Raw genomic sequence first — 24,606 nt, forward strand, 5'->3', positions numbered from 1 at the left:
GTCATGGCGGGCGTGGTGTTCGCGGCTGAAGGTGATGGGGTTGGCTTTGCAACCGAATCCTACGCCGCATCAGCGCTTTACACCACGCTCGCCAGCCTCTCAGGCGCCTCTGACGAATAAGACGGGCCTAGTTTCGACAACGAAAGCCATAGAATGTCGATCTGGCGTCGTCGGAGCGCGTCTATGGACAGCAGTGAACGATTGATCGCTCCCAAGTTGTGCTCGCCCAGAGCACGACAGGAAGTCGCCATCTCTCCAAGACATCAATGTAAAGCGAACCGCAATTGAGCGGCTCCATGAGCCCGCCGGTCCCCTCGATCACTAGCGGCTGCCCTCCAGGGTCTCACACATTCTGTATGCTGATGACGAAAGCAAGACGGCCGACGGCGCTCACATGCGCGTGAGCGCGCCTTCGATCTCGCCTGCCTCGATAGCCAGGCATCTCGCTCGAAAAAGCCCTTGCCGAGATGCGCGACGTACTGGATTCGGTTCAGTGCTGCTGCTCCCAACGCGACCGGCGCTTCCAATAGAACAAAGCCGTCCGCCATTGTCTTGTACGAGCATGGCAGAGTCCTTTGGCAACTCCTTTACTGTTGTCGCCGTGACGGCAGACAATGTCTCGGCGGACGGGCCAGAGCAGCGAATCTGGATCGCATTCGCCAAACCGAGCCAGGCTTCGACATTAGTGCTCACCGCTGTCCCCGAAGGTTGGACAGCGGAGGTTGTGGACATGGAATTGACGGACAAACAGCGACGAACGTTCGAGGAACTTAACGTCAAGCTCGGCGATGTTTACAGATTGAGGAAGTATAGCCTGCTGCATCGCAGCTACCTATTCAACGCTTACGCCGTTTGCTCTCAGCCTGTTCGCGGCCTTAAGCTGGTCTGCGATGTGATCGGAGATGTCGCCGATTCAGCTTGCAAGGCGGCCTGGATGTTCGGAAACCGAGCCCGTAATAGCGAGACTCAGCCCGTTCGTTGAATATCTCAAGTGCGGCCCGAATCGAGCTCCTCTGGAGCGATCGGGCCATCGTAGCGGGAACACCCTGGAGCGCGCGGGGCTGGCGTTGCTGGTGACCATGATCATCATCGGCGCGCCGATCATCGCGTTCCGGCAATTCTGGCGCCGGCGCCGCCGACGGCGATCATGGGCGCGATGATCGCGCTGTCGACATTGATACCGACGCCGACGATCCTCATCCTGCCGGTGCCGGTGTTGGTACCGCCAGCGCTGGCCCGCTCGCACGCAGCCCCTTAGGCTGAAAGTGTCAACGGTCGTTTATAAGACCGATGCGGCGAATAGCGGCCACTCTTATCGAGTCTGCCAATTCTTTGGGAAAGCCCTTGGGGAGGCCCTTTATCACTTTCGCAAAGGCTGCCTCGAAGTTTTCGACGAGATCCTCAAAGATTGCGTGGACTACGGCCGGCCCAACGCCGGAGATTTCGGCGGTCTGTAGGAAATGACGCGGCAAAATATCAGTCATTCCATAGTGGCGATTTTTGCCGACCCACATTGCAAGTTTAAAAGCTTTGCGCTGAATTTGTCCGGCGTCGAGGCTTGGTTGCGCGCTCAAGACATCATAAAGCGGCGTGAGTCGGAAGCGCCCGCCGGGGCTCAGGAATAGGCTAAAATTCTTGGCGTGTCCGTCGGTTGCGCCGATGAGCCAGAACACGATGCTGGCCCGCAAAAATGTCGCGATGTCTTCGGTCGGTTCATCGCTACCCTTGAGCAGTTGCAGGATGTCTTTCATGCCGGGGCCGCCATCCGATTGATATTTCCGGGTGGTGGGTACGGATAGAGCCTGGCAGCAATCTTCCTGAGGAAGGCGCAGCAACCTTTTATCATTGGTCCAGCGCCTATCGAAGCGCTCGACAATCAACGTGCGGCGACCACCAAAATCGGCGATCTCGACGTTCGCCGTTGGCACGCCAAGCGCGGCCAGCAGCTTAAGGCAGAAATATTCGTTCTCGACGCTGTTCGAGAGATCGGTCCCGTTCGGCAAACGACCGATTTGCGGTTTGAGAATGTGCGTCGTCGCCGTGGTACCAGTCGGCTTGTACCATTTGCCATCTCGCCGCAGCAGGGCGGTCTTCTCCTGGGCACCAGCGATGGAAATCCGGAAATCGTCGTCTTCCCCCATCCCAAGTGGAGCGCTCGCAAGGTTCTTGATGATGGCGGCGACATCGCGGTCGGTGACAGCCTTCCCTTCGATCGTACCGGCAGGTCCAGGATCGACACGCTGTGGAAGAAACTGGAGTGCACCAACGCAATCATGCCCGAGTGCAGAGAGCATGCTGTAGGCGTCAGTACCTTTTGCCCCCACCCGCTCCGCGACTCGTTTGCGTATCTGTTCGCTATCGGGCAACAGGTTGTCAAACACGGCGATGACAGGTGCGCCGATATAGCGGTCTTCGCGCAAGGGCAGCGATAGCGAGATTGGGAAGGTCGATTCCCAGGAGAGCCATTGCGGAGTGTAACGAAAATCGATCGCACCGCTGGACTCGCGCCGGAGCATGCCTGCCAGGCGTGCGTTGACGAACACATTCAGGGGCGCGTTTGCTGGAGGCCGGCCCATCAGAAAATGTCCTCGATGTCAGTCGAGGTGGCCTTGCTGCGGGTACGGACCACCAGTTCAAGATTGAGCGCGGCCAGCGCCTCCATGAGTGTGCGGAGCTGAATGGCAGGCTCGCCCGCTTCCAGTCGGGATATGGTGCCTTGACGCAGATGGATCTGCTTTCCTAAGCCTGACTGAGTAAGTCCGGCCTGTCGGCGGGCTCGCCGTAGAATGGCGCCGAGTTGCTTTTCCGTACGAGCAATATGCTGCGTCATGTGAATCTCCGCGTTCAATATACGCGAATCCGTATATATCGTCAATATACGCGAATCCGTATATCGTAGTGATATACGCGTAAGCGTATATGAAACAGATATACGCGATCGTGTATCGGCTATTCTCGATTGCGGGGCGTGCGGGGTGGTGCTTGGCAAGTCAGTGTTCGGCAACATTCCAAAATGTCATCGATCGCCGCCATCAATGCTGGCGTACTCGAGGCGTGCTTATCCGTCGTGCCAGATGGTCGCAAAGACTCATCTGCTGTTGGGATCGAAAATGCGGCTTGCTCGTCCTTCTTGATCTCCTTGCGCTTGGCCCGAAGCAACTGAGCGAGACAGCGTCCCTCAACCGCATTGACCAGAAAGTGGCCGGTCGGTTTGTCCTTGGGTTCGGGTTCGACGACAGGAAATTGCAGCATGCCGAGGATGCGATACTGGCGGCGAGAGCTTCGACTTCAGCCTTTCGAATTTGGCATCTTACAAGCATTCTTGGGCGACTTCTTAAGTTTGCCGCGCGGCACCATCACGACGGGCTGCGGCGGAGGTCTTGGTTCTGTTGTTTTTCTCCTTAAGCTGAGTTTGTGCGCAGCAAAAAAGCCGCCATAACCCCTGCCTCGCAGCGCGTAGCGAGGTGTGCAAGGCGTAAGGGCTGAAGGAAGTTGGAACAACTTTTTTGGGGCACCGCGGACCGTGGGGGGAGCCAAAACCGAAGGCCTGTCCTTGCGCCGCGCTGAGGGGCGACGCCCCTAAGCTGCTGCTGCGGCAGCGGCGATACAATGCTTTATAGAACAAAAGGCGCGCAGGGCTTGGGAATAGAAGTATTTCCAAAGCCTCGGGGAGAGTGGCGCTCCGGCGGCACCGGCCTTTGAGCCGCACCTGACGCGGCAGCGATAGCGACGGCGGCTGACCGCCGAACCGCTTCAGCGAGTGCCCCGGCGAGGAGAACCTTATGTCTTGCGCGAGTAATCGTGACCCGAGGCCGAGACAGCATACTCGGTGAGCTGGCGCATAGACGAGGTCGTCACCGCGTGTAATGGCGATCTGCGCAGCGCCCTCAAGGTTCTCTTGCTCGTCAATGAGCAGTTTGAGCACATTCTAAACTGTTTGAACGCCAAATCAGCATATGCGGCGGCATCAGCGACAGCAGGCGTTGCATTGCAGCGACAATCCCGACAAAGTAGGTGGCCGCACACAATTGGTAAGCAGTGGAACAAAAGCCGGGCCAATTGCCTGATCCTTTGCGCATACGCGCGCCGGCTGAACCCTGCGTGCATGCGCGGTCATCTGTGTGAAAACAGGCGCCTTCTGTTCGGTGCCCACCAAATTGTCGTAAACTCGCCATGCACAGAAGCACAACGAGTGCCGCGCCCAACAATTGCAGCGCGCCTATTCATCTTGCCGGCGATTGCCGCGATCAGCTCAAGCTTTGAACGGGCCGCAAGAAGCAGGCATTCTTATTGCACTCGTGAGCTTCGTCCTGGCATGCGTCAGGAATGTAGAGCACGGGGACGCGGGTCCAGCCCACATCAAGCTAGATGACGTGCAGAGCAAATGAAGTGCAATGCGCTCGACCTCGCTTCGAAGTGATCAGGCCGGTGATCGTGCCTCGGACGGATCGAGGATGGGCAAGCAATCTACTCGGCGGAAACCGGAGCCGGTCCTCGTTCCGGCAGACGAACCCTTGACCCGCCGCGCCGTGTTGGGTGCAACGATCGGCAATATTCTCGAATTCTACGACTTCGGGACCTACAGCTTTTTCGCCATCCAGATCGGTCAGGCGTTCTTCCCGGCAAGCGACCCGTTCGCCAGCCTCATGCTGTCGCTCGCAACCTTCGGCGCGGGTTTTGTGACCAGGCCGATCGGGGCCATCGTGCTCGGCTCGTATTCGGATCGGGCCGGACGCCGGCCCGCGATGACCGCCAGCTTTGTCCTGATGAGCGCCGCGATCCTTGTGTTAGCGCTCACCCCCTCATACGAAACAATAGGAGCTGCTGCTCCGCTCCTGGTCATTGTCGCGCGTTTGGTGCAAGGCTTCGCGCTCGGCGGTGAGGTTGGTCCGACAACTGCCTATTTGCTGGAAGCGGCGCCGGTCGAGGGGCGCGGTCTTGCTGTCTCGTTTCAGCCTGCCAGCCAACAGATCGCTGCAACGGCCGGGGCGCTTGTTGGAGAAATACTTTCCCTGACCATGACAAGCGAGGCACTCAACGCGTACGGATGGCGGATCGCGCTCTTGCTCGGCGCCGTTACGCTGCCGTTCGGATTTTGGCTGCGGAGCGGCTTGCCCGAAACGTTGCACCGGCCCCAAGCGCCGGCTCCGGGCGTTCACCCTGTAAGAAGATTGCCTGCCACTCGCCGTATTATGAGCTTGGGATTCGTCGTCCTGGCCAGTTGCACGATCATCACCTACGTCACGGGATATATGACCACCTATGCACTGAACACCCTACAAGTTTCCGCGCCTCTCGCCTTTGGCACGACGCTCGTTAGCAATACGCTAGGAATTGCTGCCGCGCTGCTGGGCGGCGGGCTCGCAGACCGCGCGGGCCGCCGGCACATCATGATATGGCCGCAGATCGCTGCGTTGTTGATGACCTATCCGGTGTTCTTCTGGATCTCAGAGAGCCGCAGTGCCCTCGCACTTCTCGGGGGTCTCGGCGCGCTCACACTTATCGGAACGATTCCGTACAGCGCCTTCTATGTGAGCATGGCCGAAGGTTTGCCCAAGAACATTCGTGGTGGCGCCTTCGCGATCATCTACGCTTTTGCGATAGCGATCTTCGGAGGCACAGCTCAACCAGTCGTCACCTGGCTGATCTATCTTACCGGGAGCGCGCTGGCGCCCGCCTGGTACATGCTTCTCGCTAGCGCGGCTGGGCTCCTTGCCATGCTCATGATGCCGGAGACGGCACCGCTCAAGATTAACAGCGCCGTAAACAAGCAAAGCCCGCTATAGCGGGGCGAATGCGCTATTTTTCCAACGTGCAGCAGCGCGTGCTGGGGCTCATCTTCGGCAATTCTCAGCACAGCTTCTATACGTCGGAAATCTTTCGAAGCGTCCGTTCCAGCAACCGGCCTTACTTACTATTTGCGCACCGCTGCAGAGCTTCACAGCGCTTCATGAGCTGCTCAAACGGCTCAGGTTCGCCGAGAAGTAATCCAGCGTCGATCGTCTTTTGATAATCGGCCTCAAGGTCCTTACGCATCTTTTCGTCGGGAACTAACTGAAGCTTGCCGGATACCGCGGCGTGATAGTCGATGACATTGCCGTCGCGATCTTTCGGAAGAACTTGCTCTTCCAATCGGCGACTTCCTGCGCCAGCACTTTGTCATCGAAGGCAGCTTGCGCAAATCCCTTATCATCGAGCTTCACGAGATCGTACCAATGGCGCGACACACGATCGCCCGCGATACCCTGAGCGCAAAGAACGTGGACGGCCGTTGCCTTCTCCCAAACGGTGCGCTTGGGAAGCATGATTTTTGGGGTCGCTACAGGAAACTCGAGTTCGGGCAGGGATTTCGCCGCATCGCAGGTGATCTCTCTCGTCTCGGACGGCTGACCGGTCGAGCGCGCAACGAATTCAAGCTTGATCCAGGGCGGAACATAGTCCGAGCCCTGGATCAGCTTTTCATACTCGACATAGGTGACATCGTTCTCAACACGGAACGTGACGTCGACTCCTGTAGCTGCTGCGTGTTTCTGTAGGACAGGAAGGGTCTTGTCTTTGACCCAGTCGGTGAGCCGCTCGCGCGCAAGCTTTGTCCACTTGTCGGCCTGGCTTCGCGAAGCGGGTATGGGTGGGTCGCCCGTGGCAAGCTCAGGAATGATCCGGCGGATATCGTAAGTGAGATCGATATCCTCCGAGAACCGTTCGATGACGTCGTAACCTTTAGAGAGGGACGTACCTCCCTTAAAGACAAGATGCTCACCCAATTCAGAGTCAAAGAGTCCTTGCAGGGCCCAAACGGCCCAGATGTCCTTCTCCAAAAGATGGACCGGGCGGCCTGAGGCGGTGGCGGCGACGCCAAGTGCCTCAAGCCTCTCGTCACGAGAGAGCGTCAGGTAAAGTTCAGCCATGATTTAGAAGGGATTGGCTGACGGATTTCGACATCCACGGAGGCATCGCGCGACGCAGCGCGACGAGATCCTGCAAAGTGTCGTCGGGCAGCTTGCGCTTCAATACCTTAAGAGCCTCGCCCGCCTCTCGCTCGCCGAGCCAGGCAAGAGCCCGGATTGCCTGTCCAGCAATCGAGTCTGTCGGCAGAAGCATCCAGTGCGGTGCATGCCGCATCTCAACCGTCTGTGCTCCGAGACGAAACTGACGATCAGGACCGGAGGTCAAATAGACGAGCTTCGTCGGCACTTGCGTAGTGAGACCAAGTTTATTCGCGGCCGCGGCTCCGTGTGGAACGATCGTTTCCGCGTGCGTGGAAGCCAGCGCTTCGATGACCTTTTCGGCAGCCGGCGCGCGTATGCCAAAACGTGTTTTCACTGGCAGAGCGTAGAGCCCATGGGCAAGACGCATCAACTCGTTGCGTTTGGCGAGACGCTTCAAAGCTTGATCGACCGCAGCACGGCTTCCCAAATGCAAAACTTCCTTAGCACCGATCAAAGTGCCTTCTGGAAGTGCTTGGGCGTAACTCAAAATACGCTCGGCGACGGTTTGCATGGCTTCCCTCCGTTGTCAGAAACATAAGCCAATTTCTGACAACGCGCAAGGTTTATATAATACACAATAAAAATCAATAACTTATCCGCTGCTTGATATTACTTAGCAGGGGCCAAAATCAGAACGGCAAGTGAGCGTGAAGGGTCTCATTGCTCGGGGCATCGAACGTTGGGCTCAATCCTCGAGCCCTCCGTCGGCAAACGAGATAGAGGCGGCAGAAGCGCGGCGTGGAGGGCCAGGAAAAAACGTGGGATCGGACATCGCGAGCGCGATTCCGACTCTCCCTTGAACACTCTATTATGGGTGCTGGGTATCGAAGAACACGCACACTGAAAGATTGGCCGTTGCACACTTCAGCGGTTAGCAGGGCACAAACTACAGATCGCGACTACCTTAGCACCACGCCCGGCTTGGATACTCAACGGAGCCCTGCTCGTCCGTCAGCCCGGAGGCTTCCGTCCTCAATAGTTCTTCCCTAAGATCTCCGCGCCTACTTCGGCCGAATAGCGGGGCTTTGTCTCAACATAGCTTGCCGAAGTTCTTAGAAAGGCCTTCTCCGAAGACCCATCCCTCCCTCAAAGTGCCGGCACGGAGCCCTGAGGCTCGACAGCTTCCCTTCGGCAAGCTATAAAGGAACATACAGCGAACAAACCCTTCTGGTTGCGAGTCCTCGCGATGCATCTCGACTGAAGTATTTCCCCAATAGATCATGAAGTTAGGGGCAGGGCAGCGCGCCCCTTCTCTGGATGGCGCCGATTCAGGAGTGGTAGCGATTGTCCTTGTTCCGTCATTTGCATGATGAGGCTTTTTTGGCGCGATCACAAGCACCTGTACGCGGCCTGTCTGCTCGACCTCCTTGAACGCTTCTTTTCAGGCGCGCCGTCGTTCCCAACTCCGCAGCAGGTCGTCCACGCCATCTACGACGTCATGCGCGCCAACCCGGCCCTCTGGAGCGAAGGCGATGACTTCGGCACCCTGCCGGAAATGATCTCGGCAGGTCGCCGCCGTATCCGGAAGGCCGACGTCGCGCTCGCGTCCGAGAAGGGCGACAAGGCGCTCGGTCTGGCGCGGCAACTCTACGCGCGGCTGCTCGCCTGGGGTTGGCTTGAGGAGGAGGAATACGGGCTCCGTGTCACGGTCGACATGGCAATGGGACCGCTGCTCGTGATCCAGCGGCTCGCGAGCCTCAATAAGGATCTCTCGCAGCGGTTCGGCGGCTTGATCGTGCAGATCCGCCTCAATCTCGAAGCCGTCGAAAAGCTGAGGCCCGAGATCACCGACCGCAAGCAGCGCGAAGCCGCGCTCGCCGTCCGCGAAGCACGCAACCAGGCCGACCAGTTTACCAAGAGTCTGCGAGCCATTCTGGCCGACCTGAAGCGGATCCGACGGACCGTCATGGAATCGAAGACAGTGGCTACCCGGCTGGAAGCCTTCTTCGAGGAGTTCGTCGACCAGCTCCTGCTGAAGGATTTCGAGTCCATCCTCACCGTCAACCATCCGTACCGCTTCCGCGATGCCATCGTCGATCTCGCACGGCGAATCTCCTACACCCCGGACACCATGCAGGTCCTCGCCGAGGAGTACACCGCTTCCAGCATGGCCGCCGACGTCGAGGACGGTCGAATGGCGGCGGCCGACGATCTGCTCGCAATCGAAAACATCTTCGAACAGATCGGCGAGATGTTCGAACGGATCGAGGCCTTCCGCAGGCAGCTCGAAGCCCGGGTCCGCAACACCATCAAGTACGCCGAGCGCGGCGGGCAAGGACTCGTCGGCCGGGCCGGCGACCTGGTGCGGCGGCTGGACGCTCTGCTGCGAGACGGCAGGCACGACAGGGCGACCGTCGAGTGGAGTATCGAGCCGCTGCGGTCGCCCTGGTCGGAGCACCATCAGGCGCCAGCCAGGCAGCCGCGCCGCCCGGTCGAGGCGAAGGAGCTCGCCGGCCCGCCCTCGGACCCGTTGTACGAGCTGAGGAAGAAGCTCCGTCTCGAGTACATCGCTCGCATCGCGCCCCGGCCCGAGGATGTCAGACGATTCCTTGAGGGCCAGGTGCCGCCATTCGCGACCAAGGAAGCTCGCTTCATGGAAATCGACACCGTAGACGACTTCCTCGCCTTCGATTGCGCCCGCCGCTATGCGCTGACGGGCGAGGTTCCGCCGCAGGTCGCGGCCGGATTCGATCTGGAGCCGCGCCCAGACACGCCGCCACACGACAGCGAATGGCTGCGTTGCGCGAACTTCCTAGTCAGGCGATCCGGCAGGCTCCGGAAAGCGGAGGAGCTCCATGCTCAGTGAGTTCGAACACGTCGAGCGCTCCTTCGGTGCGGAAAAGGCGGCCGACCTCCGCAAAGCGCTGCACTTCCTGCTGCGGCGGCAGTTCGTGTTCGCGGGAGATCCCAGAACCGGAACCGTCTACAACATGATCATGGACGGCCGCTTCCGCAACGTGGTCGATGGCTTCTTCGATAGTTGCGGATACCGCATCCATCGCGATCCGGAGTCGCAGTGGGCCGGCATCGTCGCCATGGACGAGGACGTGCCGCTGCCCCGGATGAAGCTCGACGAAACCATCGTCATTTTGGTGCTGGCAGCGTACTGGCAGCAAGAGGTGAACGTCGGAGCGGTCGAAGACCGGGCCGTCGTGGTCGCCACCTTGAATGACTTGTTCGACCGCTACCGCGAAATGGCGCAACACGGCGGCGGAGGCGCGATCTCGGCCGCCCGCTTCCGCGACATTCTGCGCGAGGCTGCCCAGCGCAGCCTTGTCGAGATCGGCGACTTCGACGACGAGCAGCGGGACTGCGAGGTCAGGATCCGCCCGATGATCAAGCTGATCAGCGGCGGCGACGCGCTGCAACGGCTCGAGCGCTACGTGCGCAGCGAGGAGGCCCGTTTTCCGCAGCCCGCGGGAGACGAGGCATGATGGAGCTACGCCACCTTACGATGGTGAATTGGCACCTGTTCGACGTCGCGGACATCGACGTGACGGGGCACGTCGGCGTGCTTGGCGAGAACCGTTCCGGCAAATCGACGATCCTCGACATGGCCCAAGTCGTGCTCACCGGCGGCAGCCGGCGGTTCCTACGCCTGAACGCGGTCGCCGGCGACAGCGGAAAGTCGCGTAGTGGCTCGAAGCGCAGCGTCGTCGACTACTGTCTCGGCACGCTCGGCGAGGACCAGCGCCGGCGCGACGAGGCGCGCACCTACATCGCGCTCGGTTTTGAAGACACGGAAGGCGCGCGGCCGCCGGTCACAATCGGCATGGCGCTCGAGGCGCGGAAGTCAGACAGCAGGGAAACCGTGCTGGCGCTGTTCGTCACCGTCGGCGCCGTTCTAAGCTCCAAGGACTTCATCGAACAGCGAGGGAAGTTGCAGTTCCCGGCGCAGTGGGAAGACGTGCGCGCCCGGATCGTCGCGACGGTTGGCGAAGGCAACTTCGTCAACCACCGCGATCGGGCCGGCGACTACGTCCGCGAGTACATGCGCCATCTCCTGCCGCATTCGCCCTTCGGCGAGCAGAACGCAAGCGCCCTGCAAAAGTCGATCGTCAATGCGATGACGCTCGATCACAACCAGACGGCCACGCAGTTCGTGCGGAACTATATCCTCGAGGACAGTCCGATCGGGATCAAGGAGCTGCGCGAGTCGATCCAGACCTACCGCAATATCAGCGAAACGATCCGGAAAATGCGCCTCAGACTCGAAGCTCTGAGGGCACTTCCGGGGGGTTCTCGCCGCACTCGAAGAGGCGCTCGAGACCAAGTTCAGGGAGGAGTGGATTTCCAAACGCGCGGCCTGGCTCGCGGCGCGGGCGATCAACCTGGACTTTAAGACCAAAAGGCGTACCGAGATGGCGCGCCGAGATGCCGCAGCAAAAGAACTCGAATTCATCGAGGAGGACGTCAAGGCCATCGATCACGAGATCGAACGCCTGACGGCGGCGATCGCCGAGCACGACGCCAAGACCGGAAGAAAGTCGCTGCAGCAGAGCGCTGATGTGGCCGCGCAGGCGGCGCACCGCGCCTCGGCCGAGTTTAAGGCACGCCTGGATAACATCCGTCGCCTGCATCCGCTCCGGGCGATGTGTGCGGACTCTTTCGAAGACTTCGTCCCTGCGCTGGAGCGTCTTCTAACCGCCGCCGTCGGGGCAGACATAGCGGGCGTCTCAGACGAGCTCTCCGCGGCCGAGAAATCCTTCGCGACCAGCGGTACGAAATGGCTGCCGAAGATCGACGAAGCGCGTCAGGCGATCATCGCGGAGCTTTCCGGGCTGCGAGTCCGGCGTGACGAGGTGCTCGAACGGGTCCGACAGCACGCCTCCGGAGGGGCGCGGGCCTATCTTGGCGACGACACTGAACTCCTCTGCCGAAGGCTCCGGCAGAAGGGAATGGCCCCGCGCGTGCTCTGTGACATCATCGAAGTCGCCGAACCCGAATGGGTGGGGGCCGCCGAGGCGCTCCTCGGCCGCGACCGGGAGGCGGTGTTCGTGGACAGAGTGGACATCAGCGCCGCCACGGCGATGTTCAAGGAAGGCCGCCGCGAGTTTCGCCACGCATCCCTCGTGAGCCTGAACAAGCTCGAGCAGTTCCGGGCCAAGCCGGAGCGGGGCAGTTTCCCCTCCATCTTCCGGAGCCAGGATCCGGACGCGATGGCGTTCATCATGCGCCGCTACGGCACGGTCCGTCTCACCGACACGCTCGATCAGTTCAATAAGCCCGGCCGGGCCATCATGAAGGACGGCCTCTACGACGATGGACTCGTCAGGACGCATCGCTGGATCGAAGCCTCGCAGCACAAGATCGGAAAGGCGGCCCAGGCGAACGCCCTGCGCTCCCTGCAAGATCAGGCCGAGGAACTGGATCGGCTCCTGGCCGACAAGAGCAAGGAGGCCCAAGCCGCGGAGCAGGCCTTTGCCGCTCTGAAGAACATCTGTGAGGGGCGTGACGACCTGAAGGCTTTCGCTGCGGCCTTCGCGGCCGCGCAGACCGAGATCGGCGAAGCCCATGCCAGACTCGATGCACTCGACGGCGCGGGCGATGGCGGCCTTCGCGACAAGAAGCGAGCGCAGCAGAAGCTGAAGGACAAGAGGCTCGACGAGAGAAAGACCCAGCAGAAGGCATTTGGCGAGCATGACGGCGAACTCAGATCGGCCGAGAGGAGGCTCGGAGATGGGGAGAACGTGCCGGGCTCCGAGCTCAACCTCCGGGTCGCCCGGTCGATCTACCGCAAGACCTTCCCGCTCTACTCCGCCGCGAAAGGCAGGCTCGTCTACCGCGAGCGCCTCGATGCCGCAGCAAAAGGCGGTTTTGTTGAGAAACACCGTGCCATCGCAGACAAGGCGGTTAAAGATGCCGACGCCTCGGACGTCGAACGCGTCCGGATCGAGCGACGGGTCCGCGAGCTCCTTTACGATTACTTCGATCAGTTCGGGATGAGCTCGCAAGTTGGCGCCGAAAGCGAGCCGCTACGCGAGGTGAAGCCCTGGATGGAGCAGCTCATCTCGGATATCGAGTCCAACGAGCTGCGCCAGTACGAACGGCAGGCCCGAGAAGCGGCAGAAAAGGCCTCGACGCTGCTCCGCGGCGAGTTCATCAACGCGCTCACGGCCCGGATCGGCAAGATGGAGCGGGAACTGAAGTCGTTGAACCGTAGCCTCTGCGCACATCCCTTCCACAACGAGAGATATTCGTTCCATCGCACCCAAGTGGTGGAATTCCAGCCCATCCTGAAGATCATCGAGATCGCCAAGACCTCTCCGGAGGCGCTCGACATGCTGTTCCGGGGCGATGTGCCCGATGACTTCCCGCACAAGGATACGATCCTTGCACTCGAGGCGCTGCTAGAGGATCCCGACAAGGACTTCACCCAGTTTGAGGACTACCGCAACTTCTACACCTTCGAGATCCACATGGAGGATGTCGCTACCGGCCGCTCGACCCGCTGGGAGCAGCGGCGCGGCACCGGATCGGGCGCCGAACAGCAGGTCCCCATCTACGTCGCCATCGGCGCTTCGCTCGCCGGCGTCTACGGCAGCGCCGAGCGTCGTACGGGCAAGCCCGCCGGCTTCGCTCTCGCTATGTTCGACGAGGCCTTCTCGAAAATGGATGGCAAGAACCAGCGGCAGATGATGAGCTTCTATAAGAATCTCGGACTCCAATTCGTGATCGCGGCGCCGTTCGAGAAGCGGGTCGCCGTGCTCGAGCACATGGATACGATCGTGGAAGTGGACCGCATTGGCGAGCAGTCCAGAGCCACCGTGGTGCAACTGAAAGAGAAGGCCAAGCGCGAGCTGATGGCCATCGATCCGGACCTGATGTCCGAAGATGAGCTCGCCAGCCGTCTGGCCGCCGAGTAGCCATGGCGCGGCGTTTCACGGACGCGAACGGCCTCTTGAATGACCTGCTCGATCGCTTCGAGGCCGGCGCCGCGAGCCCGATCGCCCACCCGGATTATGCCGCCTTCGCCTCGGTCGTCGCGGCGGACGCCTTTCTCAAACAGATCAGGGAAGCCGAAGCTACCGGCGCGGTGTCCGTTGGCTGGGGCCGAGGCGTCAAGCGGGATCAGGTCGCACACGTGCGGCTGGCCTCGGCGGAGATCCTATACCGACATCTCGACCGCACCCCCGCGTCGCGGATTGCACAGGACGCTGCGGCAAGGCTTGCCGCCGGATCGGCGCTGCGCGACTCTCTGAAGAACAGCGCTTCCCAAATCGCCGAGGTCTGGGGACGGGGGAAGACGTGGCACGGATTCGCTTCGTCCGACGTCGAGATGCTGCGCGACGCCTTCGTTCTCGCCCAGGCCATCCTGGACAACAAGCATCTCGACGTCGACTACAAGACCTTCTCGCGACGGACGGTGGGTCACAGCAAGACGCTCGAACGCACCGAGGGTGCGGTCGTGCGGCTCCTGAGCGGTATCCTGGAGTTTCCGCCCGGCGCGCGGCCTCGCGAGGCACTGCGGGCAATTGGACTGGAACGCTTCGCGCCACCGCTGCTGGTCGCAGGAAAAATCAACCTCGAGGGAGCCGATCTCTCCAGGATTTCTCCACATTATCTCGGAATCACTCCCAAGGAAGCAGATCGCGTCCGTTTTCGGGAGCCGCCGGCGTACATTCTGACGATCGAAAACTTCGCAAGCTTCAACCGGCACATCGCCGAGGCGGATCCCGGTCGACTGGGAACGACGATGTACGTCGGCGGTTACCCCTCGCTCGCCACCCAGCAGGCGCTGCGGATGATCGCAGGGTCGGTATCCGAACAGACGCCAATCTTTCATTGGCCGGACATCGATCCCGACGGGACCTGGATATTCCACACCATCGAGCGCGCCATCGGCCGACCGATCCGCCCCCACCTGATGAGCGTCGAAATTGCCGAGCGCTCGGGACAAGTGCCGTCCAAAAAATCCGCACCCGCCAGATGCTCACCAGAGTCCGGTATCGCGCGGCTGGCAGCGTACCTGGCAGAAGATGGAGCCAAGACGCTTGAGCAGGAAGAACTCGATCCCGTTTTGCCAGAGCTTCGTTAGAAAATCCGTGTCGGTGTGAGGCCGACACCGTGCCGTCCGCAGTTCAAGGATCTCGGCCGGCGATGGTTGAACAACACCTGTGATCGGCAAAGCGGACGCCATGAGTAAGGCGGCTGCTTGCCGGGATCGAAAAACGCCGTCGGCACGCGCTCGACACGCCCCTAAGCACCGCCTGCTCTCCGGACGAGATCGCGTCCACCCTTTTTCCTGAGTTGCATACCCACCCTCGTGGTCAAGCGCATGCGTGCAAGGGCGGCGCCTGCGATCCGGGTGACGGCGCAGGACCATGTCCATCTCGCCAATGCCCGCGAAGGCATCGTGGCCGATGTTGCCGTCCGGACGCAAGTAATGGGTAGTGGGGCGATGTCTTACCTTGTCGACGAGCTCATCAATCGCGACACATATGCGCAGAATTCCGTCTGGTGCAGCCTGAATTCAGGACGAAGGAGCCTGTTCCGACCGCAAGCCGGCCGATCGCCAACTTACGCCCGCCCCTGCCGCCTGGCGTCGCAGATTGGCAATCGGCACCCTGGAATACTTCACGTCTACCGGAGCACAGGGCCCCGATTCCATCATAGATGCCGAGGATGCTCTCTATGACGTGGGTACCTCCTTGAACAGCGAAGGCATCTCGTCCGGCGATGCACCTTCTGTGCGGCGTCAACGCGCCGGGCCGATCATTCACTTCGCCTATGTCACTGACAAACCGCAGTCGGTCAGGTCGAACACGACGTCGCTTGTAGAAACGACGCCCTTGCGGTGAGTGATCGCCAGCACGGTCACATCTTTGGCTAGCGTACGGATATGGTTCATAATGTCCTGCTCGGTTTCTTCGTCGAGCGCGGAGCTGGCCTCGTCAAGAAGAAGGATCGCCGGCTCGCCATAAAGCGCGCGGGCGATAGCAATACGCTGGCGCTCTCCGCCGGAAAGCTTCAAACCACGTTCTCCAACGACTGTATCAAATCCTTCAGGCAAGGCCTCGATCAAGGGGAGAATAGCGGCTTTTTCCGACGCAGCACGAAGGCGCACTTCGTTGCGGGGCCGCCCTAGCAGGATGTTGTCGGCTAGCGACTCATTGAGCAACATCACGTCCTGCGGCACGACAGCAACTGCGGCATACCAATCCGCGCGTTCGATGCCCGCTATATCGGTTCCATCTACCAGAATACGACCGCGGTCCGGTTCAATCGATTTCAAGACGAGCGCCTAAAGATTGTCGATTTTCCAGATCCCGATTCACCGACAAGGAAGGTGATCCCACCCCGCCCAGCCACAAACGAGACGTTCGTAACGCCACGACCGTTGTCGAAGGCGTAACCAACGCCCTCGAAAGAGAGCTGGCCACCGGAGGGCGTGAAATCTTGAGCGTGAGATGGTCGCCGCTCTTCGGGTGCGGCCCATAGTCTAGCCAGAGGGATGAGGTCGGCTCGCGACCGCGCCGCGTCAGAGATGGCACGCGCAACCATCTCGAATGGCATATTGAGCTGGAGTAAAAGCGTGTTGAATAGCACCATATCCCCGATAGTGACCGCCCCGACCTGGTATTCAGGTATGAGAAGGAGAAACGTGACCGCAAATTGTAGCGCGACGGCTGAGCCGAGCACGGCGATGTAGGCAACGCGGTGCAACACATAGGCGCGCCAGTTATCACGCACCTCCCGCGCCGTCATCGTAAAGCGCTGGCTCATCCAGGAATGACTGCCGAAATAGCGCAGGGTGTCCATGGAGCTCATGACGTTGCCAACGAAACGCGCATTGTCCTGTCCGGCTTCTCTGGCTAGTTCCAGGAACACGTACGCCCGACGCGTGGAACTCCACGTCAATGTAATCAGGACTGCCCCATAGACGACGACGATTGCAGCGATCTGGATATTGAGGCGCGCGCCGAGAATAACGAACGTAAGTAGAAGTTGTGTTGCAGCAGGGATGAAGACCCCGATCCCAAGCTGGACCAAAGCCGTCAGGGCGCTGCGCCCGCGCGCGGCCGCATTCTGTATTTCTACGGGATTGTGCTCAAGAAAAAAGGCTGCGGTTTTCCTCAGGATGCGATCAAAGAAGCCCGTTGCAGCGATGAAGCCCAGGTTCTCGGCTGTCATGAAGGACAGATACTGCAGCATGCGCTGCAATGCGGAGGCTACCCCAAGTAGGACCGCATAGCCTGCGACCCCCCACGCAAGCACCGACATGTCTTCCTCGCGCGGGAGACGGTCAATGAGACACGAAAATACATAGGGCGTTGCGACGCTGGTCGCGCTTGAGATCAGCACTACTGCGACAACGACGAGAAGCAACCACCGGTCGGAGCGCCAGTACGCATGCAAAATTTCGGAAACCGGTGATAACGTGCTGCCGTTCGACATATCTAGCGGATAGAGGAATTGGCTTTGCTTAGGTTGAAAGAGCCGACATAGCCCTTTCGCACGATGATTCCATGCGATCGCATGAAGATGCTCGATGAGGGACTCGCCAGACTTTCCGTTTACCATTGCTTGGCTTCAAATCAATCGATCCAGCACGGTCATCAACTCACCAAGGCTGGTAGGTTGTCGTCCGCCTTCTCACATGAGAGATCGTGTTTTGTGGCGGGATGGCTAAACGCCAGCTGCGAATTTTGCGATTCTTGTTTGGCGATTGCGAACTCGACGGAGCGCTATGGGATCCACCTTGAAGCGCGCCGAGGCAACGTTAGGCAGGACGTTTTAACTCAACGATTTTAGCCGCGGTTAAATCTCGTCCCGGCCTTGGTGACAAAGTGGACCTCAGCAGTGCGCGTTGCCTAATCGTTGTTAAGCACCCTGTCCTTATCCGCGCGATCCCAAAGCTCCGGTGGCGAAACTTGAACAGCTTCAGAGACAGGAACGCAACGGCTTTGATCAAATCGCAGTTGGCTTGGCCTTTGAACAGAGCCGGACGCACACATGTGCTCGGTAAGTTTTGATCTTTACCGGCAGGCGAGCCTTGGAGGCTTAGGGCGAGATAAATGTATTCGGGCGTTCTGAAGTTCGCGGCTATATTGGAAAGTATGGCACCCGGTGTGCTCAATCGGGAACACCGAGTAGTGACGTCCGCCTACATCGTCCGCCTGCCTCTTTGCCTTTGGCGGACCAATTTCGGAGTTGCTCGGGATGCTCGCACGCGCGACGCGATCCAGCGCACTTCTTTTCCTGTCCACAGTGCTCCTCACAGACCGGCTGGCCGCGTCACCAAGAGCAGATCCAGCCAGCTCGACCAGGCGAAGCCTCATATGGGACGCGCCGAGTCGCCGGCGAGTCAAGACCGCGTTCAGCCTCTCAGACGGCTCTGCAGTGCGCGCCGATCGACGACGAGGTTCCTAAGGTTCAGGTCTGGCTGCGGACCTGCCGCTAATCGACTGACCAGTGCCCGGGTGCCATCAACCACGAAGACGCCGCAGTCATACTCATTCCTCTGCTGGCTTATGGGCGCGTCTTGCAGGTTGGCCCCGACTCGTTCAGCGATCGTTGCTGCGAGTCTGTCATTATATCCTAATATCCTAGAACTGAGTCATAGTGATAGGCAACCAGCCGGCCTCGAACGCGGCGATCCACCAGCAGAAACGACCAATGGGAGCCACGGCGATTGAGGTCTGTAGCGCTAGCATCATTCACCGGCAAGAACAGGAAATCGGCTATGGCCGGAGGAGGAGGAGGACGCGGCCGCTGTCCAGCGAGTGGCCGGTGCCTCTATCCTCGTTCTATGCTTGGTTGTCTTCCGTCGTTAGTGCTGCACGCACGACGGATCGGTCAAACAGAAAAATAAGTCGCAGATACCATCCAACGGGTCATCCGCGCATTGAGGATATGACGTATCGGCTACCTGCACCTTGGTGGCGACCGGTTGGGCGGCAACCTCAGCAACAAAGGTCGGCACCGCCGCCGTTCCAAGCGCGAGGGCGCTCGCAGTCACAACCACGAATTTTTTCATTCTAGAGTCGCTTCCCTAGCCCCAGCCCGTCCATCACGTCTATATGACCGCACCGCAAGTGGTAAAATTGATTTTCTTGATTGGGTCTATCTACGGAATGGATACGTTCGGATATCTCGGCAGGACCTCGCCTTAAGTCAATCGGAGTCAGCGGAGCCGTTTATGCTCGAGCTCTCGCCCAGCCATCGAAGCTATCGATGCAGCTGTCGAAGCAATCGAAGCACCCTCGTTTGTTGATCATGGCACACTGTGCGTTGCAATGGTTGGAACCGCGCGGGTTTCCCGACGACCCCCGCGTCCCCTCGCGATTTGTGAATAAGCGATTTCTTCACGGCCGATACGACGATTATGGGGATCGCTCTGGTTCCTCTTTGTTACGGCTGCGCTGCAGACCACACCGCAAGGCTTGCTCGGCTGTAGTGCCAAGTCCGGCTGGCAGTTCAACGTCTCGGTCGCAGCGCCTTAGCGTTGGAAGCTTAAGCTATTCGCCGTGTGTTGCGAATGCCTAGCTCGAAGTTGCGCCGCGCTGGTCTTGTTCGCCACCAATGCCCTGCGTGCCCACGCGAATCCTCGCGCTCCGTCAGGACTCCTTGCAGAGCACAATCTGCTTCCCACGCAACCCCAAGCGGTCACGAGCCCGACGGCTGTGACAAGATCGGCTATTCGGACCAGAGCCCGCGTCTCGAGCGGCACTTTCGGGACATCGATTCACGATCGATGCAAGCCTGCCTCGGCAGCCTTCCTTACGCAACTTAAGCTCAGGATCGTTGCGCCTCCGCCGGGCTGCGTCTGCCGGCCTTTCGCACTGCCGGATTTAGCGACGATGGCGCCATCTCGCCAAAGTCAGCTCTGCGATGAACAATGGACGGTCGGCACAGTCGCAAGGGCTGGATATTCTTCAAGCAATGAAACTCATCAGCTGATCGACAGCTAAACCCTCTAGCATGATACCATCTCTATCCGGACAAGGCTGGGCTTGATGGGCTCATAATCTGGAACAGAAGAAGGAGCTGGATCCCCTCAACATACCGCCCCGTCGAGAACCAGATCCGCTTCCGTTTTATAGCCGTTTGTGCACGTCTCGGTTTCCGACCCTCGCGACTCGCTCAAATCGGATCAACTTGTCCGATTGATATCGACAAGGCTGCCAAAGGGAAAATGGAATGAACCCGTTTGACAATATCGGCCCGTCTGCGGCTTTTACGAATTACGTCGAGCCGCAACAGGAAGAAGGGGGGCAAGCAGACTTTGAGCAGCGGCTTGGAGAGCCTCAGCTAATCCTCCAAACATCAGAGGTGGCCGGGGCCGGATCGTCCCGGACTGACACGAAAGGTAATTTGAGAGCGCAGGCTATTCAGGGGAACGAACGGTGCGCAGCTGCATCCTTTATCAGGACGCGCTCTCGGCTTGCCGCGACGCTGACCTGCGCAACCGTTGCGGAACTCAGAAGAGAAATCGAACTCGCGGCGCAAAAATCGGCACGATGGTCAAAAGCAACTGGGCCATCAGCCGGCGGCGTCGATAGTGGCCGCGTTTACGACGAGGTGGTGGCATCGTCGTACGTTGAGCTGCAGCGCTTTCAAAATCACGCCAGCCATTGCAAGCCACATGTACTGGACCGTCCAAGCGCGATGGACCATCTGCGTTCCATGGCGGCTTTGCGTTATGACGCCGCCCCCTGGAATATTTGGGGAGGCCAACAACTTGATCTGGGTCGCGCAGCGGCAGCGCACATGAGAGGGGACACTTGTTCTTCGCCTTTTGTATCACTGTCCGAGGAGGCCTCACAACTGCTCCTGTCGCCGGACGATGACAACGAGTATGGCGCCAAAGCAATTGCGGAAAGCGCGAACGAGTTGCACTCCTACACGGTGCCACGGGTCACCACCTGGACGGCCGAAGAGACCGTCAGTATCCTTGAGGACGGGACTGAGAATGATGAACCCAACCTTGCATGGGTGAGCGATACCCCAACCGAGGAGCGCGAGGTACTATTTCTGGGCGGGAATCTGGATGACTATCGGACCGCTAGCGAATCGAATCCGTACAGAAAGTCAGAGACGAGAGGCTGGGGCTAAAGGGTGCGAGAAAGCGCGACATCTCTTGTCGCGCTGCTCGGAAGTAGCGTTCCGCGGCATCTATAATGCCTGATCTGAGTGGCCAGCGGGGAGTTGGTCGGGTAGCGCACGCCGACCATCAAAGTGTCCGCCGAGATCTGTACCGTCTTCAAATTCGTCGCACTTGTCGTCGGAGGAAAGCGAGGCATTTCGCTCGCCGATAGGCCAATATGGCCCCGTTATAGTCGCCAGAGCTCCACGCTCGAGTCAGCAAATGCCAGCAAAGCACAACGAGCTTCCCGCCACGCCGACGCGGTCGTGGCCGTCACAGGATCAGCAGAGAAGCAGCTCCGCCCTCACCGGCTGGGACACTCGGAAGAACGAAAAGCCCCAGCACCTTCTGGGGGCCTGGAGGCCGGGATGCTGGGGCTCTCGTCGCCTTATCCAAGTGAAGCAAACGGACAGGCGGGCTCATTGTGCATTGCGAAGTCGATTCGTCAAACCAGAGCGCATCGTTTTCTTTTGGCATGCCAACCATCCGAAGCATACTTGTCAGTTGGCGGCGCACATGCAGGCCTTTCGCAACGAGCGCGACGACATCCGGCCGTATCGTCTTCGGGATCACGCACATGTTTCTCCGGCTGCCGCGCTCAGCGGCTGGCTTCGTGCCCGCGCCGATCTTCGGCGCCACCAATGGCCTCATAGTGAGAGCTTACTTGCCCGTGATCGAAAACGATCCGGCTCTCCGGCCGACGAGCCTCTCGTGGATTTGGTGCGTGTTCTCTCCTCCGAGCTCCATCCGTTGGGGAGGTGGAACCTGAAGAGCCCGGTGCGGCTCAGGTAATCCGCCGAGCCGACCTGGAGGCATGAAAGCTGCCATCGAACGGCATGCTGCCGCAAGACAAGAAGCTCACTAGATTCCCAGTCGCCCCATCTGCGCTGACACGTGCCCAGCATCGGAAAGGTGGTACAACGCCTGGCCGCCAGCTGCGGTGCTCAACAGTGACTTGCAAAACGCAGGTGTGAGCTTGCCGCGGTGGATCACGACGTTGTCGTGCCCCTCGGCGGCTCGAGCGTTCTGCCAGTGCCGATTATAGCCGCGCTGTTCGTCGGACTTCACGTGGCAAGCGGCGAAGTCACGGTCCCCCAGCATTGGCAATTGCCAGGCATGTACCGGCCGCTTGGTATGGATGTGCACCCACATCGGGCTTGGCCTCGCACCACTGCTCAGCGCCTTGGGCTGCAGCTTGACCTCGAACAGCCTCCCTGGCTCTCCCTGCAAGGCGCGCGGTGGATCGATTGGCGCCAATTCCCCGGTCGCCCGCAATTGTTCAAGGTACCTTTGCGACGGAAACGCATAGGTCTTCATGCAATCGCTGGTGATTGCCGCCTTTCGCACGTTCAATGAGTTTGCCTGGCCCTGCACCTCGGACCGCATCGCCTTGAGCCGAAATATTTTTTCGTGCACTTCGGGCACTTGCACCGGCGTGAGCAGGCCCCGGCGGCGAGGCTCCTCCAGCGCGACTACACAGGCCTCAATCTCGGCAGCCTGCGTCTGCAAGCGCTTGCTGACGAGATCCAAGACGTGGTCGGCGTCCTCGGGCTTCATCTGGCGCGCTTGCGAGATGGCACTTTGCTGAGCCGGCAGATCGAATTGCACCAGCTCGTCCAGTCGCTCGAGTAATCCCGCCAGCGCTTTCCTGGAGGGCGGAGCCTGCCACATCTGGAGGTGCTCGGTAGCAGAGGGTGACGCGCTCGCGCGTGCCTCCTCCGCGGTCGCGAGTTTTTTTGTACCGAGGTCCGAGAGCACGATAACCTTGCCGGTCGGGGCCGTGGCCGCATCGGGCCTGGCGAGTTGCGGCTCGGGCGGGGGCGCCGTCGAACTCCCCTCGCCTGCGGCCGCTGCGCGCCTTCCTTTGCCCTTTCTGCGCGCTCTGCCGCTTTCGCCCACCATGGCGGTATTTTCCGGCAGCGCAGCCCAAGCCGGCGGTTCAATTGTGGCTGCCAACTTTGGCTGCACTGCCAGCAACCGCATGACTTCGTTCGCCGTAAGCCACGCACTTTCCACGATCTGGTCCAGCAACTGCAACGGAAGGTCAGCTCCTGATCCGGCTTCCCTCAGCGTGGCAACCATGGAACTCACCCCTGAAGCGAATTCCGAAAGCCGCTCCATGACACCTTCCAGAACGGTGCGATGCTCGGCGTCGAGCGGTGCCCCGTTGCTGTTCAGAACGGCATGGCCGGTCGAGACGAATGCTGGAAAAACATCTTCGATGAAGGTCCCGAGCAGACGCACCCGCCCGTTCTCGTCCATGAGGGTTTCGTGCGCGTCTGGTTCCAACGTGCTCGCTTGCGAGTCAATCAAGAGTTCCGCGAGAGCTATCCGGGTTTGCAGATACATGCACTTCGTATTGAGCGCATGGCCGGTATGTAGCCTTAGTGCGGCCTCTTCAGCCTTGCGCATCGCGGGCGTAGCGCTTGGCAAGTCCGCAGTAGCTGCGCAGACGGATTGCATCCGCTCCAAGCGCAGTGTCTTCTTTCCCCACCACTCCATGTGGGCCGCATAATGTTCCGCCACGCTTGCAACCGAGCGGCTCAGCTGGTGGGGCGTTGCGGTGCCTTTCAACCTCTCGAGGCATCTCAACGCTTCTTTTCTCTTCTTCTCCAGTTGGTCAACAATCTGCCTGGCCACGGTGTTACACTGGGTGGCTGCGTCAAGCACGTCATCGCGGAGAAGGCGGGCCCGATCGTCGGGCAGAATGCGACGCGCCAAATTTGGGGGCAGATCGGCGTAGTACTCCAGAGCTGCTGAGCCTGCCCTGACGACTTGGTCGATCAGCTCTTGCGCCTCGGGCAAGTCCCGGGCGCGCATGGCCGCTCGACGACAAGTTTCAAGCTCCTCACGGAGACTCTCCAATCTTTGCCTTGCTGCGTTGATCTCGTGCCGCGTTGGCGCCACCACATCTGAATCTGGTGGCTGGCTCGCGAGCGGCACGGCCCGCTCCTCAGGCCCGGAGCGCATCCGCTCCACGACGGCGTCGAAGGATTGACTGCGTTCCCCAGAGACGACGCCGAGTTCCCCGGTGCTGTCAGCTGCTGCCGCCCCAACGTGCGATTTCCCGGATCGGCCAATGCCCGTCATGCTTTATCTCCGATTAAGTCAACGATGTGCAGCCTGTCTGGATAGACCGCTTGGCTGACGAGTAGCTGACCAAGAGCGTTCTCCAGGGATGCGCAAAAAAGCGTATGTCGCCTGTGGTTTCATTTCCCGTCGCAGCTCCTGTGTTGCTGAAGTGCGGGGATGACCGCGTGAGTTGGATAGTCAGCTGAAGCACATGACCGCGGATTGACCTGTCCCGGTCGTGATCTGCTTTGCCGAATGCGACAGTACCGGCCGCGAGGCGATCCGTAATCATCCTGCCCCTGACCAGTGGTGCGTTCACACGAACTGGACGTGAGCGTCACGAGAGGATCACGGGTGCCTGGGCTTGACTTGCGCGGAATGCTCTGGATAGCGCGGTCGGGATGATTGACGCCGCCGGCGCGCGGTGATGGGTTGATCCCGGTTCGGAGCGGGCAA

The 24,606-nt window shown here is 60.0% G+C and carries 18 protein-coding genes and 1 pseudogene; 8 read left to right on the top strand and 11 right to left on the bottom strand.

Going from position 1 to position 24,606, the window contains the following annotated elements; genetic code table 11:
- Positions 1–181: 181 nt before the first annotated feature.
- The gene (locus AC066Y_RS40630) at positions 182–298 is read right to left on the bottom strand and encodes a hypothetical protein (RefSeq protein ID WP_235999867.1); all 117 of its coding nucleotides are present in this window, start codon (positions 296–298) and stop codon (positions 182–184) included.
- A 264-nt stretch (positions 299–562) separates the two neighbouring features.
- Between AC066Y_RS40630 and AC066Y_RS40635 the strand changes: the two genes are divergently transcribed.
- Positions 563–982 carry a hypothetical protein gene (locus tag AC066Y_RS40635; RefSeq protein ID WP_478278747.1) on the top strand — a complete coding sequence of 140 codons (420 nt, stop codon included), beginning with the start codon at positions 563–565 and terminating at the stop codon, positions 980–982.
- Between the two features lie 286 nt (positions 983–1,268).
- Here the strand turns inward: AC066Y_RS40635 and AC066Y_RS40640 are convergent, their stop codons facing one another.
- From AC066Y_RS40640 to AC066Y_RS40650, 3 genes are all read right to left on the bottom strand, one after another.
- A complete protein-coding gene (locus tag AC066Y_RS40640; protein WP_478278748.1) occupies positions 1,269–2,576 on the bottom strand; it encodes a type II toxin-antitoxin system HipA family toxin in 1,308 nt (435 codons plus the stop codon).
- Positions 2,576–2,830 carry a helix-turn-helix domain-containing protein gene (locus AC066Y_RS40645; RefSeq protein WP_478278749.1) on the bottom strand — a complete coding sequence of 85 codons (255 nt, stop codon included), beginning with the start codon at positions 2,828–2,830 and terminating at the stop codon, positions 2,576–2,578. Before AC066Y_RS40645 ends, AC066Y_RS40640 begins: the two co-directional genes overlap by 1 nt.
- A gap of 119 nt (positions 2,831–2,949) precedes the next feature.
- Positions 2,950–3,252: a hypothetical protein gene (locus AC066Y_RS40650; RefSeq protein ID WP_478278750.1), complete on the bottom strand. Its 303-nt coding sequence runs from the start codon at positions 3,250–3,252 to the stop codon at positions 2,950–2,952.
- Positions 3,253–4,454: 1,202 nt separating this feature from the next.
- Between AC066Y_RS40650 and AC066Y_RS40655 the strand changes: the two genes are divergently transcribed.
- Positions 4,455–5,786, top strand: coding sequence for an MFS transporter (locus tag AC066Y_RS40655; RefSeq protein ID WP_478278751.1), 1,332 nt, complete (start codon positions 4,455–4,457; stop codon positions 5,784–5,786).
- A gap of 264 nt (positions 5,787–6,050) precedes the next feature.
- Here the strand turns inward: AC066Y_RS40655 and AC066Y_RS40660 are convergent, their stop codons facing one another.
- Both AC066Y_RS40660 and AC066Y_RS40665 read right to left on the bottom strand, forming a co-directional pair.
- Complete coding sequence (locus AC066Y_RS40660; RefSeq protein WP_478278752.1) at positions 6,051–6,908, bottom strand: nucleotidyl transferase AbiEii/AbiGii toxin family protein; 858 nt, start codon at positions 6,906–6,908, stop codon at positions 6,051–6,053.
- Entirely contained in the window at positions 6,901–7,500 is a 600-nt protein-coding gene (locus tag AC066Y_RS40665) for a DUF6088 family protein (RefSeq protein WP_050420737.1), read from the bottom strand. Before AC066Y_RS40665 ends, AC066Y_RS40660 begins: the two co-directional genes overlap by 8 nt.
- 798 nt (positions 7,501–8,298) lie before the next feature.
- On the opposite strand from AC066Y_RS40665, the gene AC066Y_RS40670 reads away from it, so the two are divergent.
- From AC066Y_RS40670 to AC066Y_RS40690, 5 genes are read left to right on the top strand one after another with little or no spacing between them, the layout of a single operon-like run.
- Positions 8,299–9,795, top strand: a complete 1,497-nt coding sequence (locus tag AC066Y_RS40670; protein WP_478278761.1) for a Wadjet anti-phage system protein JetA family protein — start codon at positions 8,299–8,301, stop codon at positions 9,793–9,795.
- Positions 9,785–10,423 (top strand): DUF4194 domain-containing protein, encoded by a 639-nt coding sequence (locus tag AC066Y_RS40675; RefSeq protein ID WP_478278753.1) that lies wholly within the window; start codon positions 9,785–9,787, stop codon positions 10,421–10,423. Before AC066Y_RS40670 ends, AC066Y_RS40675 begins: the two co-directional genes overlap by 11 nt.
- Entirely contained in the window at positions 10,420–11,331 is a 912-nt protein-coding gene (locus AC066Y_RS40680) for an ATP-binding protein (protein WP_478278754.1), read from the top strand. The genes AC066Y_RS40675 and AC066Y_RS40680 overlap by 4 nt, the downstream gene beginning before the upstream one ends.
- Positions 11,332–11,350: 19 nt before the next feature.
- Positions 11,351–13,855, top strand: coding sequence for an SbcC/MukB-like Walker B domain-containing protein (locus AC066Y_RS40685; RefSeq protein ID WP_478278755.1), 2,505 nt, complete (start codon positions 11,351–11,353; stop codon positions 13,853–13,855).
- A gap of 2 nt (positions 13,856–13,857) precedes the next feature.
- Positions 13,858–15,027: a Wadjet anti-phage system protein JetD domain-containing protein gene (locus tag AC066Y_RS40690; protein WP_478278756.1), complete on the top strand. Its 1,170-nt coding sequence runs from the start codon at positions 13,858–13,860 to the stop codon at positions 15,025–15,027.
- Between the two features lie 690 nt (positions 15,028–15,717).
- On the opposite strand, the gene AC066Y_RS40695 is transcribed toward AC066Y_RS40690, so the two are convergent.
- The 4 genes and pseudogenes from AC066Y_RS40695 to AC066Y_RS40710 form a co-directional block, all read right to left on the bottom strand.
- Positions 15,718–16,224 (bottom strand): ATP-binding cassette domain-containing protein, encoded by a 507-nt coding sequence (locus AC066Y_RS40695; protein ID WP_478278757.1) that lies wholly within the window; start codon positions 16,222–16,224, stop codon positions 15,718–15,720.
- Positions 16,221–17,513 (bottom strand): ABC transporter transmembrane domain-containing protein, encoded by a 1,293-nt coding sequence (locus AC066Y_RS40700; protein ID WP_478278758.1) that lies wholly within the window; start codon positions 17,511–17,513, stop codon positions 16,221–16,223. The genes AC066Y_RS40695 and AC066Y_RS40700 overlap by 4 nt, the downstream gene beginning before the upstream one ends.
- 796 nt (positions 17,514–18,309) lie before the next feature.
- A pseudogene (locus AC066Y_RS40705) lies at positions 18,310–18,674 on the bottom strand (Ulp1 family isopeptidase); the annotation flags it as partial.
- An 88-nt stretch (positions 18,675–18,762) separates the two neighbouring features.
- Positions 18,763–18,969 (bottom strand): hypothetical protein, encoded by a 207-nt coding sequence (locus AC066Y_RS40710; RefSeq protein ID WP_456718416.1) that lies wholly within the window; start codon positions 18,967–18,969, stop codon positions 18,763–18,765.
- 1,163 nt (positions 18,970–20,132) lie between these two features.
- On the opposite strand from AC066Y_RS40710, the gene AC066Y_RS40715 reads away from it, so the two are divergent.
- Positions 20,133–21,047: a hypothetical protein gene (locus AC066Y_RS40715; RefSeq protein ID WP_478278759.1), complete on the top strand. Its 915-nt coding sequence runs from the start codon at positions 20,133–20,135 to the stop codon at positions 21,045–21,047.
- An 892-nt stretch (positions 21,048–21,939) separates the two neighbouring features.
- On the opposite strand, the gene AC066Y_RS40720 is transcribed toward AC066Y_RS40715, so the two are convergent.
- Positions 21,940–24,168, bottom strand: a complete 2,229-nt coding sequence (locus tag AC066Y_RS40720) for a hypothetical protein (protein ID WP_478278760.1) — start codon at positions 24,166–24,168, stop codon at positions 21,940–21,942.
- Positions 24,169–24,606: the final 438 nt, after the last annotated feature.

This window comes from Bradyrhizobium sp. USDA3010 (assembly GCF_056429065.1).

Excerpts from the sequence above, each read along its gene's own strand:
- AC066Y_RS40630 (WP_235999867.1), bottom strand. The coding sequence starts at position 298 with ATGGAGCCGCTCAATTGCGGTTCGCTTTACATTGATGTCTTGGAGAGA.
- AC066Y_RS40635 (WP_478278747.1), top strand. The coding sequence starts at position 563 with ATGGCAGAGTCCTTTGGCAACTCCTTTACTGTTGTCGCCGTGACGGCA.
- AC066Y_RS40640 (WP_478278748.1), bottom strand. The coding sequence starts at position 2,576 with ATGGGCCGGCCTCCAGCAAACGCGCCCCTGAATGTGTTCGTCAACGCA.
- AC066Y_RS40645 (WP_478278749.1), bottom strand. The coding sequence starts at position 2,830 with ATGACGCAGCATATTGCTCGTACGGAAAAGCAACTCGGCGCCATTCTA.
- AC066Y_RS40650 (WP_478278750.1), bottom strand. The coding sequence starts at position 3,252 with ATGCTGCAATTTCCTGTCGTCGAACCCGAACCCAAGGACAAACCGACC.
- AC066Y_RS40655 (WP_478278751.1), top strand. The coding sequence starts at position 4,455 with ATGGGCAAGCAATCTACTCGGCGGAAACCGGAGCCGGTCCTCGTTCCG.
- AC066Y_RS40660 (WP_478278752.1), bottom strand. The coding sequence starts at position 6,908 with ATGGCTGAACTTTACCTGACGCTCTCTCGTGACGAGAGGCTTGAGGCA.
- AC066Y_RS40665 (WP_050420737.1), bottom strand. The coding sequence starts at position 7,500 with ATGCAAACCGTCGCCGAGCGTATTTTGAGTTACGCCCAAGCACTTCCA.
- AC066Y_RS40670 (WP_478278761.1), top strand. The coding sequence starts at position 8,299 with ATGAGGCTTTTTTGGCGCGATCACAAGCACCTGTACGCGGCCTGTCTG.
- AC066Y_RS40675 (WP_478278753.1), top strand. The coding sequence starts at position 9,785 with ATGCTCAGTGAGTTCGAACACGTCGAGCGCTCCTTCGGTGCGGAAAAG.
- AC066Y_RS40680 (WP_478278754.1), top strand. The coding sequence starts at position 10,420 with ATGATGGAGCTACGCCACCTTACGATGGTGAATTGGCACCTGTTCGAC.
- AC066Y_RS40685 (WP_478278755.1), top strand. The coding sequence starts at position 11,351 with ATGGCGCGCCGAGATGCCGCAGCAAAAGAACTCGAATTCATCGAGGAG.
- AC066Y_RS40690 (WP_478278756.1), top strand. The coding sequence starts at position 13,858 with ATGGCGCGGCGTTTCACGGACGCGAACGGCCTCTTGAATGACCTGCTC.
- AC066Y_RS40700 (WP_478278758.1), bottom strand. The coding sequence starts at position 17,513 with ATGGTAAACGGAAAGTCTGGCGAGTCCCTCATCGAGCATCTTCATGCG.
- AC066Y_RS40710 (WP_456718416.1), bottom strand. The coding sequence starts at position 18,969 with ATGAAAAAATTCGTGGTTGTGACTGCGAGCGCCCTCGCGCTTGGAACG.
- AC066Y_RS40715 (WP_478278759.1), top strand. The coding sequence starts at position 20,133 with ATGAACCCGTTTGACAATATCGGCCCGTCTGCGGCTTTTACGAATTAC.
- AC066Y_RS40720 (WP_478278760.1), bottom strand. The coding sequence starts at position 24,168 with ATGACGGGCATTGGCCGATCCGGGAAATCGCACGTTGGGGCGGCAGCA.